This window comes from Phaeodactylibacter xiamenensis (assembly GCF_000759025.1).
Classification (GTDB): domain Bacteria; phylum Bacteroidota; class Bacteroidia; order Chitinophagales; family Saprospiraceae; genus Phaeodactylibacter; species Phaeodactylibacter xiamenensis.
This window is the reverse complement of record NZ_JPOS01000090.1, coordinates 373,019-385,986: the sequence shown is the minus strand read 5'-3', so window position 1 is coordinate 385,986 and position 12,968 is coordinate 373,019. Positions and strand designations below refer to the sequence as shown.

General features: G+C 48.8%; 10 protein-coding genes and 2 pseudogenes. 10 read left to right on the top strand and 2 right to left on the bottom strand.

The features are described 5' to 3' along the window. Positions 1–83: 83 nt before the first annotated feature. Positions 84–365 carry a hypothetical protein gene (locus IX84_RS27555; protein WP_044228818.1) on the bottom strand — a complete coding sequence of 94 codons (282 nt, stop codon included), beginning with the start codon at positions 363–365 and terminating at the stop codon, positions 84–86. 356 nt (positions 366–721) lie between these two features. On the opposite strand from IX84_RS27555, the gene IX84_RS27550 reads away from it, so the two are divergent. From IX84_RS27550 to IX84_RS27500, 10 genes and pseudogenes are all read left to right on the top strand, one after another. Then, a complete protein-coding gene (locus IX84_RS27550) occupies positions 722–1,795 on the top strand; it encodes a transposase (RefSeq protein WP_044216496.1) in 1,074 nt (357 codons plus the stop codon). 162 nt (positions 1,796–1,957) lie between these two features. Then, positions 1,958–2,434, top strand: a pseudogene (locus IX84_RS27545) (RNA polymerase sigma factor); the annotation flags it as partial. 3 nt (positions 2,435–2,437) lie between these two features. Continuing rightward, the gene (locus IX84_RS27540) at positions 2,438–3,193 is read left to right on the top strand and encodes a hypothetical protein (RefSeq protein WP_044228814.1); all 756 of its coding nucleotides are present in this window, start codon (positions 2,438–2,440) and stop codon (positions 3,191–3,193) included. A 106-nt stretch (positions 3,194–3,299) separates the two neighbouring features. Then, a pseudogene (locus IX84_RS34450) lies at positions 3,300–5,087 on the top strand (S8 family serine peptidase); the annotation flags it as partial. A gap of 18 nt (positions 5,088–5,105) precedes the next feature. Then, complete coding sequence (locus IX84_RS34235) at positions 5,106–5,432, top strand: T9SS type A sorting domain-containing protein (protein WP_238578353.1); 327 nt, start codon at positions 5,106–5,108, stop codon at positions 5,430–5,432. A 177-nt stretch (positions 5,433–5,609) separates the two neighbouring features. Beyond that, on the top strand, positions 5,610–6,032 hold the full coding sequence (locus IX84_RS27525; RefSeq protein ID WP_152605270.1) for a tetratricopeptide repeat protein: 423 nt from the start codon (positions 5,610–5,612) through the stop codon (positions 6,030–6,032). A gap of 175 nt (positions 6,033–6,207) precedes the next feature. Then, entirely contained in the window at positions 6,208–8,253 is a 2,046-nt protein-coding gene (locus tag IX84_RS27515) for a CHAT domain-containing protein (protein ID WP_316931701.1), read from the top strand. A 73-nt stretch (positions 8,254–8,326) separates the two neighbouring features. Beyond that, positions 8,327–10,129 carry an ABC transporter ATP-binding protein gene (locus IX84_RS27510; protein WP_044229015.1) on the top strand — a complete coding sequence of 601 codons (1,803 nt, stop codon included), beginning with the start codon at positions 8,327–8,329 and terminating at the stop codon, positions 10,127–10,129. 177 nt (positions 10,130–10,306) lie between these two features. Continuing rightward, a complete protein-coding gene (locus IX84_RS27505) occupies positions 10,307–10,948 on the top strand; it encodes a hypothetical protein (RefSeq protein ID WP_044228797.1) in 642 nt (213 codons plus the stop codon). A 78-nt stretch (positions 10,949–11,026) separates the two neighbouring features. Further along, positions 11,027–11,407, top strand: coding sequence for a DUF3276 family protein (locus tag IX84_RS27500; RefSeq protein ID WP_052516456.1), 381 nt, complete (start codon positions 11,027–11,029; stop codon positions 11,405–11,407). 336 nt (positions 11,408–11,743) lie between these two features. On the opposite strand, the gene IX84_RS27495 is transcribed toward IX84_RS27500, so the two are convergent. After that, a complete protein-coding gene (locus IX84_RS27495; RefSeq protein ID WP_044228792.1) occupies positions 11,744–12,304 on the bottom strand; it encodes an outer membrane beta-barrel protein in 561 nt (186 codons plus the stop codon). Positions 12,305–12,968: the final 664 nt, after the last annotated feature.

Here is a 12,968-nt window from a genome sequence, read left to right as displayed (position 1 = left end):
GGTGACAAATGGCATTAAAAGCTCCCTGACCGATACCGTTGTACCAGGAAAGGGAGCCGCAAACACTATTTAGAAATGCAATTTTAATTTTTGCAATCCGGGTCAATTGCACAAGCTATCTCCCGCAAGAAATTAGCGATTGCCTTTTTCACATGATACCAAAGTCTCTTTCCCCATTTTCGTAAAAGACCGGGCGATTTCTGCGAGATTACCATGTCTGCGGCATAGCTTAACAGTTCACTTGCCTGTTTCATCTCTGTGGCTACGGTGCGGTCATCTACCTCGTCAGCGTTAGGTGTGTCATAGACTAAATTTGCTGATTGGTCAATCAGCTTTGACAGGATTTGCTTTTCTTCAGCAGTCATAATGATTTGGTTTTTGAGGCTTACTCTGTTTAAGGCTTTTCGGCATCCGCCTATTCGTTTTTTGGGTTGTACAGATTTGAAATACACCAGTCTATTGCAGCTTAGGGTATAACCTTACCGTCTTGGAGAATTTTTTTTCAAAAAAAACAGGAAAGTTGACTTTGACAGGGGAACAGTAACAAGTTGAAAGGCCCAGAGCGCATTATTTTTTATTCATTGCCGTACACTTTTAGCTCGGCAAAAAGTTCATTGAAAGTTTGGAAAGAGAGACAGAAAAAATAAGGGTTTTCTGAGATTTTAAAAATCTTTGCAGAAAACCCTTTCAAAATGTCGTTCTGCAAAGATCTAAAAAATGGTTGATAAAGCATCAATCTGAGGTTCCACAAGGCAACGCCTTGCGTCGATTAACCGTCTTATCTGGTTTATTAGGTGCCTTAATCAAAGGTGGCCGGGCATCTCTATCAGAGTTGGGCCGCCATATGGAAGACCCCACTGACCTGGAAAGTCGGGTCAAGAAGGCCAAGCGTTGGTTGCAAAATAAGTGGACCGATGTCACGGTACACTTTATACCCTACCTTCTTCCGATTCTCCACTCTCTGAGCAAGGCTGGAGAGTTAGTTCTGGCCATCGATGGCTCCTGTGTGGGCAAAGACTGCATGGCGCTGATGGTCAGTGTAATCTGGCGCAGGCGAGCCATTCCCATTTGTTGGGTAGTTCGTAAAGCTCCCAAAGGCCATTTCCCGGAACACATGCACGTGGCCATTATCGGTCAAGTGGCGATGCTTATGGACAGTATCCTGGAACAGGATTGCCGGATTTTCCTGCTGGGAGATGCCGAATTCGACGGCTGCGAGTTGCAACAGTCTTGTTTGGCTCACGGTTGGGAGTACGTGCTAAAAACGGCGAAGGATACTTTGGTAGCCGATCATCCGGACATGGAGAATGCTTCGGCTTTTGGCCATTTGGCCGCAAGTATCGGTCAAAAAAGCTTGTTCCTGCCCCAAATGTATGTGACTAAGCAAGGGTTTGGGCCAGTCAATGTCTTGTTCTGGCATGACCGGACCCGATATGACCGACCTTTGTATCTGTTGACCAGCTTGGAATATGGCCCGCAAGCCGAAACATATTACCGAAAGAGGTATCACATTGAAACCTTTTTCGGCGATATCAAATCTCGCGGATTCCACATTCATAAAACCAGGATTGAAGAGCCTCAAACCTTGTTCAATCTCTTGATCGTGGCTAGCCTGGCTTTCATCATCTGTATCTTGTTCGAGTTTGATGCCCGAACCTCAGCCCAGTTGGGTAAATTCTGCCGTAAAGACCGAATCGATAGCTTGTCCGTGTTTCAGATTGGACTGAGGGCTGTCCGATTTTATGCTAGGCATGCTTTAAATCTTTCTTTCCAATTTTCAAAGAACTTCCCGTAAAATAAAAGTGTACGGCAATGAAATTTTTTAAGCGGGTGCAAAAAAAGCCAAAGAATCTCTTATAATTGTACAGCGATGGAACAACACCCAGATCATAAGCACATACTGGCTTTGCGCCAGGGCGATTTCTCCACCCTGGATTATATATAGAGGGAGCATGCTCCGACTATTACTCAATGGGTAGTACGCAATAGCGGCTCAGTGTCTGATGCTCAGGATGTTTTCCAGGAGGGGATTATCGCACTGCACCAGAAAGCGCAAGACTCAACTTTTTTGCTCACCTGCCCCCTTGGGGCATTGCTCTTCCAAATTTGCCGGAATAAGTGGTTTTCCCAGCTCCGCAAAAAAAATCGGGAAACGGAGGTAAGAAATGCAGAAGCCGAACGATATGAATCTGAAGGCATCGTTCAGAACACCCTGGAACAAATTGAAGAAGAAGAAATCAGGCAGCGCAAGCTCGACCAGGCATTTGGCCAGTTGAGTGAGCTCTGCCAGCAGCTACTACAACTTTTGGCTTCCGGAATGGCCTCCGCCGAAGTCGCCGAACAACTTGGTATGAATAATGCCAATACGGTGTACCGTCGGAAGAACGCTTGTGCAGAGCGGTGGCGCAATTTGTTTAATGCTCAAACCGCCTGACGTATGGAAGCATCAGACTATTTACTCATCGACCGGTACCTGCAGGGAGAGCTGCCCGAACAAGAGCAGCCTGCTTTCGAGCAACGCCTGCAGGATGACCGTGCATTTGCGGAAGCGCTCAGGGAGCGGCAGCAGATGCAAAACTACTTGAAGCATCAAGTGCAAAAGCCTGCGCTGGAAAAACGCATGGCTGATCTGTGGGCACGGTACTTTCAAGACGAAGCAAACACGGATTCCGCTGACCCGAAAGAGGGAATAGTGGTGCCGCTTTGGCGACGAAAGCCGATATGGCTCGTAGCGGCTGCCGCAGCCATCGCCTTGATATTATTGGTTTGGAACCCGTTCCAGACTTCTGAAAACTTGTACGAACAGTACGCCCTGCACCCCACGCTTGCCCTGCAAGAACGAAGCGTGGACGGCAGCAGCCTGGAGACGGCAGAACAAGCCTTCAACCAAGGGCAGTACGAAGCTGCCTACACCCAGCTATCTGCTTTGGAAGAGCAACTACCGGAAAATCCACAGTTGAAGCTGTCTTTAGGCATCGCTGCATTGGAAACCGATCGGGTTCAGGAAGGCAGGGCTCAATTTGAGGCACTAGCTGAAGGCGATACTGCCCTGCAGGAATACGGCCGCTGGTATTTGGCGCTAAGCTATGTCAAAACGGGCGACAACGAAGCAGCCCGGCCCCTACTGCAAGCACTGGCCGAACAGCCCTCTGCTTTCCAGCAACAGGCACAAGATTTACTCCAGCAACTTTAATCCCTAGCTGAAAAAGCAATAATCCCAACACACCCTGTCAGCACCAGCCATTTGCCTGCTCAAAGCCAGGCCTGGGCTTATTTTCTAAACCTCAAAACAACGCATTATGGAGACTCTACGCTTTTGCATACTCACAACCTGTTTATCCCTGCTCGCTACGTTTTCCTTCGCCCAATCCCCTATTGTCGCTTTTCCTTTTGACAGCGAAGATGATTTCATGGAATGGGATACCCCAGATGGCAACTGGCAATGGGTAGACGATGGTAAGGCTGAAGTGTTTAATACAACGCTATGGGACGGCAGAGACTCCATCCTTTCCCGGTCCCAGGGGGGAGCAGCGGCGATTGCCGGCACACCAGGAGTGCTGGTTAGCCCTCCTATCGACCTCAGCGGGGAGAGCCAGGTGTTTCTCCGCTTTAATCAGTACTACCGCGCGCTGGAGGGGTCGACTGTTGTAAGAGTACGGAACCTTTCAGGTGGCGGTCAGGAATTCTTTACCATCAACCAGAATGTACTGCCACAGGTAGAAACGGGCCCCAGGGCAGTAGAAGTTATCGACATCACCAGTATAGCGGCAGACGCTACCGTTGAGATCTCTTTCTTTTTTGAAACCAGCCAGTATTTCTGGATCATCGACGATGTGGAGCTCTACAATACGTTCCCCTACCCTGAGACTCGGCCAGCCCAATATCGAGACACCTTTCCCGCTTTGGGCTACGCCTACACACCAGATGACGCCGGTTGGCCCTACATCCCTAATGAAATTGTGGTACAGATCGTACCTGGAACCGATCCCGATAGTGTGGTAGCCCTGCGGGACACGCTCGGGGCAAAACTTATAGACTCTTGCGTCTGCAACGCCCTCCAACTTTGGGAATTGGGCGACAGTGTCATCACCAATCAAAATGGAATGCTGTTCCCTGTAGGGCCGACTCTTGATATCTTAGAACGCGTTAAAGGCACCAGCTCTTCAGTCATCATCCAGGAAGCAGACCCCAACTATTACACCGTAGCACAGTTGCAGCCTGAGATGATTACGGACAACCCCTCGCTTACGCAAAATGATCTAGCAGGCATTCCTGACGCCATTAACGATGCAGTGCGTATTGCCGTGTTGGATACTGGCGTAGATTATAAACACGAAAGGCTCAGTGACTACATCTACAAAAAGCCGGATGCCCTCAACAACGCCACAGACGATGATAACAATTGCGCTGAGGACGACCCTATCGGCTGGGATTTCGTTTCTGAAGTGGACATCAGCAACAACCCGATGGACGACCACAGTCATGGCAAACATGTGGCGGGTATCATCGCTCAGACACTCGATCAGGCTTGTACTGAAGGTTGCCGCTTTCATATTATCCCGTACAAAACACACGATGCTCAAGGGGTCTCCAGCTTATACCAAGTGGCCTGCGCAACTTACCAGGCAATAGAAGACAGTGTGGCCGTCATTAATGACAGCTAGGGTTTTTACGGTAGCGGCGAAGGTAGCGATGGCAGCAACGATATTCTGAAAAATGCCATCGACTCAGCAGAACTTAACAACATATTGGTCGTTTCCGCAGCGGGGAATGACTCCCTGATGCTTGATACCCTATTGCAATACCCGGCCTGCTATAATGCGCCTAACGAAATCACTGTAGGGTCTATACTTCAAGATGGAGACCAAGTACTAGGCCGGGCCGTATTCTCTAATTTTAGCGATACCTGGGTGGATATTTTAGCGCCGGGTGTGAATATCGACAGCTATTTACCTCAGGATAGCTCCGGCCTAAAATCCGGCACTTCCATGAGCGCGCCGGCGGTGAGCGCAGCGGCGGCAATCGTCTATTGTAAGCTAGGAAGGCAAACACCCTACGCGGATGTCAAATCACTCCTGCTCAATACGGCAGACAAGACACCATCGTTGGACACCGTCGCTGTTGACGGCAACTTACTTAATATACTGACCTTGTGTACGACCCCTACGCAGGCTGCCCCGCTAACTGAGTTCATACATTTCTACCCCAATCCGGCGCGTGACGCCGTACAGCTGGAATTACCACCAATTCCAGATGCAGCCGAGTTAGAAGTCTTCCACCTCAGCGGCCAGCGTATGGGGCAATGGCAAGTCTCCTCTTCCGCTTACCCCCAGACGATGGATATTGATGTACAGTATTTGCCAGCAGGCACCTATATGCTACGCCTCCGGTACAAGGGACAGCTTTGGGTAGGCCGGCTGATTAAACTATAACAGTCAAATACCCTATATTACGGATAACAAACCCTCTTGCCCCAGTTCGCATTTCGTGAGCTGGGGCATCAACTCTTCAAGTCTATGCCTGCACACCGCCTTCCATACCTTCTGCTTTACCTTATTTTCAGCTTTTCTGCTTTCGCAAAATGCCCGAAAAAACCTATTCTACCCATAGTGAAGGCTGGAGACCGGGCGGAACTGCAATTATTGGCTGAAGCGCTGAAAGACTGCCCAGAGTTGGTGGATTCGCTTGGCTTGGTCTACCATACGCTTGGTGTATTATCCCATCAAAATGGAGACATACCCCAGGCTGCTCAAGAGATGCAACAAGCCGTGGATTATCGTAATAAAGCATTTGCCGGCAAAGCACACGAAGACCTCGGCCGTTCCTACTTCAATCTTGGGTTTTTCCACGAAAGATTGAAAGCCTACGGAAAAGCGTCGACTTGCTACCAAGCGGCGGCGGCCATTCAGCAGGAACTCAACAACAGGGTATTGCACCGAGCTGCTGCGCTCCGGGTGGCAAAGATGGATAGCTATGCCGGCGATTTCGACAAAGCAGAACGCCTGCTGAGATGGGTAATCGAAGACACATAGGAAGGGGAAGCACTCAACCTGGCGAAAGCAAGATCAGATTTAGGGCTTTTGTACACAGAACGAAAGGCTTCTCAAAAGGCCATCCAACAGCTTCAACTTGCCCTGCCCTACTTCAGTCAACAGGATATGCTTCAAGACGAAGCCGCTGCTTTGCTGAATTTAGCGAAAGCCCACTATCACTTTAGGCCATTTTACAGAGACGAAGCAATTTGGTTCACAAGCGCTGGCCAGTTACCAAGCCCTTGAAGATATCGGCTACCAAGCCAGAGTAAAAAACCTTTTGGGGCTTGCCGCAATGAAAAGCCAGCAGCATGACTCCGCAGCGCAGCTATTAAAAGAGGCGTTGGAACTCGCCCGCAAAGCAGAGGCAAAAGAGGATGCTGCTGCCATCATGGATAACATTGGGGAGCTTGCCTTGCAGCAGGGCAAACCGGATCAAGCCGCCGATTGGTTCCTGAAGGCTATGCAGACTTTGAAAGCTGATTTCTACCCTGACAGCCCCTTGCAAAAAGCCGAAAGGCAATATTTGGAGAAGACACCATACAAGGTAGATTTATCTATTTACCTCAATGACCTGCTCCGGGCATTGCTTGCCCAACATGAGCAATCTGGTGAGGAACAGTACCTACAGGCCGCTGCACCCTGGCTAAAGGCTGGCGATTATCTCATCGACCAGTTGAGAAGTGCCCATAGTGATGCCGGCACAAAACTGTTTTGGCGGGAAGAAGCCCTGCCTTTTTATGAGCGGGCCGTCCGTATTTGCACGGCGCAGCAAGCCACAGCCGATGCCTTTTACTTTTTGGAAAAAAGCCAGTCCGTTTTATTGCTGGAAGCTCTGGCGGAGGCAGATGCCCTTTCCACTATACCAGACTCGCTGCAGCAGCAGGAGCGAGCCCTGCGGAGGCAGTTGAACCGTCTGCAACTGGAGCTGGATCAAGCCGGTTCTGAAAGCGTGGCCGTAGTGCTCGATCAGGCACTTGGCGTAGAACAAGAACTGGAACGCCTTACAGACTACCTGAGCCAGTCATTCCCCGTGTACCAAAGACAAACAGCTGGTGCAGCTGTGATCGGTTGGGAGCCCTTCCAACGCAACTACCTCAAAGGGCAGAGCCGGGCACTGATCCACTATCTATTCGGTGAAGAACGAGCCTATCTGCTTTATGCCAATGGCCAGGAATCGCAACTCCTTGATTTGGGTAGTAGTGATACGCTAGCCAGGCAAGTGGAAAGTTTCCTGCATTGGTTTAGCGCTCCCACTCTCATTGAGCAGGCACCAGCAGCTTATAAGGAACAGGCGTATGCCTTGTTTCAAAAGCTATTACCCATCTCCGGTCCGCTTAAGGCAAAGGCACTGCTTGTTATCCCCGGCGGGCCACTTGCTTATGTGCCTTTTGAAGCCTTGCTCTCTGCCTCTTACCCTGGTACCGACCTCAGCACAGCCCCTTACCTGGTGAACAGCCATGTAGTGAGCTACAGCTTTTCTGCAACTTTGTACGATCAGCTCGAAAATAACACAGGCAGTCCAGTCATGCAGGCTTATGCCATGGCTCCCTTCGCTCAGCAGGCAAAGGGTAGTCATGGCACCCTGGAATACAGTCCTGTCGAGCTGGAAGCTATAGCTGCCCATTTCCAGGTGCACTCCTTCCGTGATGGTGCTGCTACCCGGCAAGCTTTCATAGCAGCCATGGGGCAGGCAGGTATTTTGCATCTGTCTACCCATGCCTACGGTGCCTACGATGGCAAACAGCCGTATATCGCACTGGCAGACTCTTCCATCTTCCTGACCGACCTGTACCATTGGGATATTCCTGCAGAACTCGTTGTACTGAGTGCCTGCCAAAGCAATATAGGGCGCCTGGCGCTGGGAGAAGGCGTGCTTGGCCTGGGTAGGGGCTTCTTTTACGCTGGCGCAAATAGTATTGTGGCTAGCCTATGGAACCTCAATGATCAAAGTGCCAGCCAAATCATTTCGGCCTTCTACGCAAGCCTTGCGGAAGGGCAACCCAAAGCTGCAGCCCTACAGTCTGCCAAGGCAAAATACCTGCAAGATACCAAAGTGGCTGCTTTCCGAAAATCTCCTTACTACTGGGCGGGCCTCACGTATTATGGTGACAGTAAGCCATTGAAAGCCGAAGGGGCAGGCTCCCCCCTGTGGTGGGCCTTTGGATTGATTGGGTTCCTGGTCATAGCAGCTTACTTTTTTGGGCGGCGCAGAGCCTGAAGATGCCTGGCCAACTCAACCAATCCGACAATCAATGGTTTACAAAGGGTACCAGAAAGAAGCCAGACCACACGTGAAGCAATTAGCCTATCTAAATAAGTTTTTCCTCCGTTACAAAAAGCACCTTCTTTTAGGGATCCTTTTTGTGTCCCTGTCCAACTATTTCCGGGTGCTGCAGCCGCAGATGATCCGCCAGGCACTGGACCTGGTAGTGGAAAATATTGGTTTGTTCGGGCTGTTAAATGGCTTCGAGCTACAGCCCAAACTGTACAGTATGCTGGGCAAGTCGCTGCTTTATTTCGGCGTGCTGGTGCTGTTGTTCGCCTTGCTGATGGGGGTTTTTATGTACTTCATGCGCCAGACGATCATCGTCATGTCCCGGCTCATTGAGTATGATATGCGCAAAGAGATTTTTCAGAAGTACGAAGACCTCAGCATGGCTTTTTACAAGCGCAACAAGACCGGCGATATGATGTCGCGTATCACCGAAGACGTTTCGAAAGTGAGGATGTACCTTGGGCCCGCGGTTTTGTATGGCATCAACCTGGTTTCGCTTTTTGTGCTTGTGATTTACTCTATGCTGAGCGTAAATGTCGAGCTGACACTTTATGCCCTTGCCCCCTTGCCCATATTATCTGTATCAATATACTATGTTAGCAATCTGATCAACAAAAAAAGTGAGATCATTCAGCGGCAGCTGGCTCACCTGAATACGAATGCGCAGGAGATTTACTCTGGTATACGGGTTGTCAAGTCCTATGTACAGGAGAAACCAATGCTATCTTTTTTTCGAAAGGAGAGCGATATATACCGGGAAAAAGCACTGGACCTGGCTAAGGTTGATGCTTTCTTTTATCCGTTGATGGTCCTGCTAATTGGTGCAAGTACGGTAATCACAGTTTATATCGGGGGGCTGCAGGTTGTGCGGGGTTCGATTAGCACGGGCAATATTGCTGAGTTTGTTATTTACGTCAATATGCTGACCTGGCCGGTAACTGCTATAGGCTGGATTGCTTCTATCGTTCAGCAGGCAGCAGCATCCCAGAAGCGGATCAATGAGTTTTTGAGCCTTGAACCGGAGATAACGAACCATACGGAGACCACAACGGAGGAGATCCGCGGAGCAATCGCCTTTGAAAAGGTCTCTTTTGTTTATCCCGATACCGGGACACAAGCCCTTAAAGATGTTAGCTTCGAGCTGAAGGCAGGGCAAAAGATGGCCATTATAGGTAAAACGGGGTCGGGTAAGTCTACCATTGCAGATCTGCTGGTCCGTATGTACGACGTTGAGCAGGGTCGGGTCACGGTGGATGGTAAGGACGTCCGGGACCACAACCTCTTTCAACTGCGCCGCGCAGTGGGGTATGTACCTCAGGATGTCTTTCTGTTCTCTGACACCATCGCGCATAATATAGCATTTGGTAAGCGGGACGCCAGCCGGGAAACAGTGGAGGAATATGCTCGCTATGCGGCTGTATATGACGACATCATGGAGCTGTCTAACGGCTTTGATACCTTCGTAGGCGAAAGAGGGGTGACCCTTTCCGGGGGGCAAAAACAAAGGGTGTCTATTGCCAGGGCTTTTCTTAAACAGCCTGATATTGTCTTGTTGGATGATTGTCTGTCTGCGGTGGACACGAAAACCGAGCAGCAAATCCTCGGCTACCTCTCCGGCGCTCTGTCCAATAAAACCGCAATCATTATTACCCACCGGATTTACTCGCTACTGGAGTTCGATAAAATTCTGGTCCTTGAGGATGGCCGTATTGCAGAATCCGGTACGCATGAAGAACTCATGAAACTGGGTGGCTACTACGCGGAAATAGTCGAAAAGCAGCGCTTGGAGGAAGTTGATGAAGGCGCGCCTGCCCGATGATTAAAATCACTCGTTTCGTTGATTATTTACAGTGCTTTTTGAGTCTGATACCTTTAGGATTGGGATGTAAAGAGTGTTATGATTCCTGGCTTAAATATTGCTTCAGGATAGCCTCATTCAACTCACCTCGCTGAATACCAGTTTGATACCAATATTGGTTCACCAAATATACGAGCCATGAAAGCTTACCAGGTTATTTTTACAGCGGGCTTTTCCATTCTCCTTTTCCTAATCATGGGCTGCCAGAAAGAAGAAACGGTACTGGCGGAGTCAATTGATCGCAACCCCACGCTGATCAGCCGTTATGTGCCTGGTCCGGGTACTTCAGACTGCCTGCTTATTGATTGTGAAACAGCTATTGAAAACGCACGGGAGGCACTTATGGAAAAAGCGGAAAGTGAATGTGGGGTGTTCATGTCTGCCATCCGGTGCTGTGAAGCTAATCAGGAAGTCTATCTGATGTACCGGTACAGTTCGGACTGTGAGCGTGGCGTGCCATCAGAAGCTCCGCTGAGCAGCGGTGATGGCGCATATGCTTTACTGGCACCCAGTCCTGTAGGGATTGAGCTTTTAGAAAGCCATTGTATCAACGGGGGCACCTCCCTGCGCATCATGCTGAAGGGTGGGGCGCTGCCGCTTCCACTGGGCCCGTTTGAAGTTCATTGGTGGGTAGATTATGAATATCAGGGGAACGATACCCAAATTGATTGCGTATCCGGGGAAGAAGCTCAGTTGCTGATCATCGATCACTGGAACGAGGGCGCAAAACAGTGGTACAGGTTTGATTTGCACGAAACCGACCCTGTATTTACGCATTAATGGGTGCTTTGAAATCTCCTGCAATTATTTACTTTTGTAAGGCACGTTTTCATTTACGTAACTAAACCTTCACAAGTAGTGGATAACGGGAGTAACCAAAGAAGAATTGATAGCGAGTACTCGCTTAAAATGCGTGCTGGCAAACGAAGAACCTACTTCTTTGATGTGCGGCGAACGAAAGGTGACGATTTTTACATTACCCTCACCGAAAGCACCAAAAAGTTTAATGGCGACGGGTACGAGCGGCATAAGATTTTTCTGTACAAGGAGGATTTTAACCGATTCCTGAGTCACCTTGAGGAAACAATAGACCACGTTAAGGAAAACCTGATGCCGGAGTATGACTATGACGAGTTCACCCGTCGGCATGAGGAGTACGAAGATGAACAAGCCGATAATGGTAGCTTTTCCGATAACGGCAGTGATCAGTTGGAGACAGACGAGGATATCAGCTGGTAAAAAGAAGAACAGGCTTTGCTTGTCAGGGCTTGGTTGATACAATGCCTGCGTTTATGCCATTCCACATCCGGTTGGCAAGGGCAAAAAGCCTGTTCTTCTTTATTTACCCCGTACTTTTGCGGGTTCATAAATCCTTGGTTTGGAATAGGGCCAGGCTCCAAACATAGTCTGATATAACCGGTTTAATACCTTATTCCTTAACCGGGTGGCATTGCGGTGCTGTCTGATTGCCAATGACAGTCAGTCTTTTAGAGGGTGTTGCCGACAGGGTAGAGGCATACCTTGTCATGTTTTGCCTCGTGCTTTTCCCCATCGGTAATGCAACTGTGCCGGAGCTTAAAGCCTGACGCTAATGCCAATTGTGGCAATAGAAACCCCAAATCCGACTTCCCCAAACAGGCCTGCTCTTTGGCCCAGGCAATACCGGGACCCAAGGAAAGCGGTGTAAAGAAAGTTGCTGCCGGTACGGCCAATGCCTCTTTCTGCTTTTATTTTTTTTTCTTCTCCCTGCATCATCTCGATAGCAGAGTTGGTGTAGCCTACATTCAGGCCGCCGTAAATATTTAAGCAATCATTGATAAGCCTGCTGTGAGCAGCAGCACGAAGCGTCACCGTTGAGAATTTGTTGCGCCACTGAGCGGTAGTGCCGTCCCGGAACTGGTATATTCCTGACTCCGTGATTGAATAAGAACCGGCAAGCCCAAGACTGAAGTTTTCGGTGAACTTATAATCAGCAGTAAGGCTCATTGGCAGCATTTTGGCTTTGCCGTGGTCCTTTACAAATGTTGGAAGGACACCAATACCAAGGTTGAGGTCAACATGTGGCTTAAAACGCTGGGCTTGTACAAACTGAATGGCCAGGCAGAGTACAGTAAGGCTGAGGAATAGCTTTTTCATGGTTCCAAAGTTTAGGTGTTCTAAAACTATTATCACCGTCCAGCTGCAAAAAAGCTTAACGGTACAAAGTATTGTGATTACTACATAGAGTGGAGCGATGCTGTCCGTAAGCTCGGGATGAGCATAGCACTCCTGCTGCAACGCACTTTATGTGTTGCACTAATTTTTAGAAACAGCCAGGCTAATGACATCTGACATAAGATTGCCATGCAGCTCATTGCCGTTTCAAAGTTCCAACCTTGTACCCCAATTATTCAGAATAGCATTATTGCTATTGTATCCAGAATTTGAGCGCTCTTTAATCCCTGTTTGCTTATTAATTGCGCCTTCAAGTTATTACCATTGACGTAAAAAATCCAGGACTCGTTGGGTGCTTAATCAAAAATTAACATCTTTTTTCAAAATTTTTAACCAAGCTTCTCATTTTGTTTGGATAATGTTAAAACGGATTTTAGTTTATTTTGGTGTATGGATGGAATGTTTTAATAGTTTAAAATCACCAAAATGCCGCCGCTTTTACATTCGTCAAAACTTTATTTGCTCTCAAGATAAGTGATTGCCTGCAAAAGGTCAATCCTTGAATTTCCTATAAGTCAGCTTTCAGACTGAAATTTCGGGAAGCGTCTAAATCATGCTCGTATGTTCTTACATATACTCTAAACAT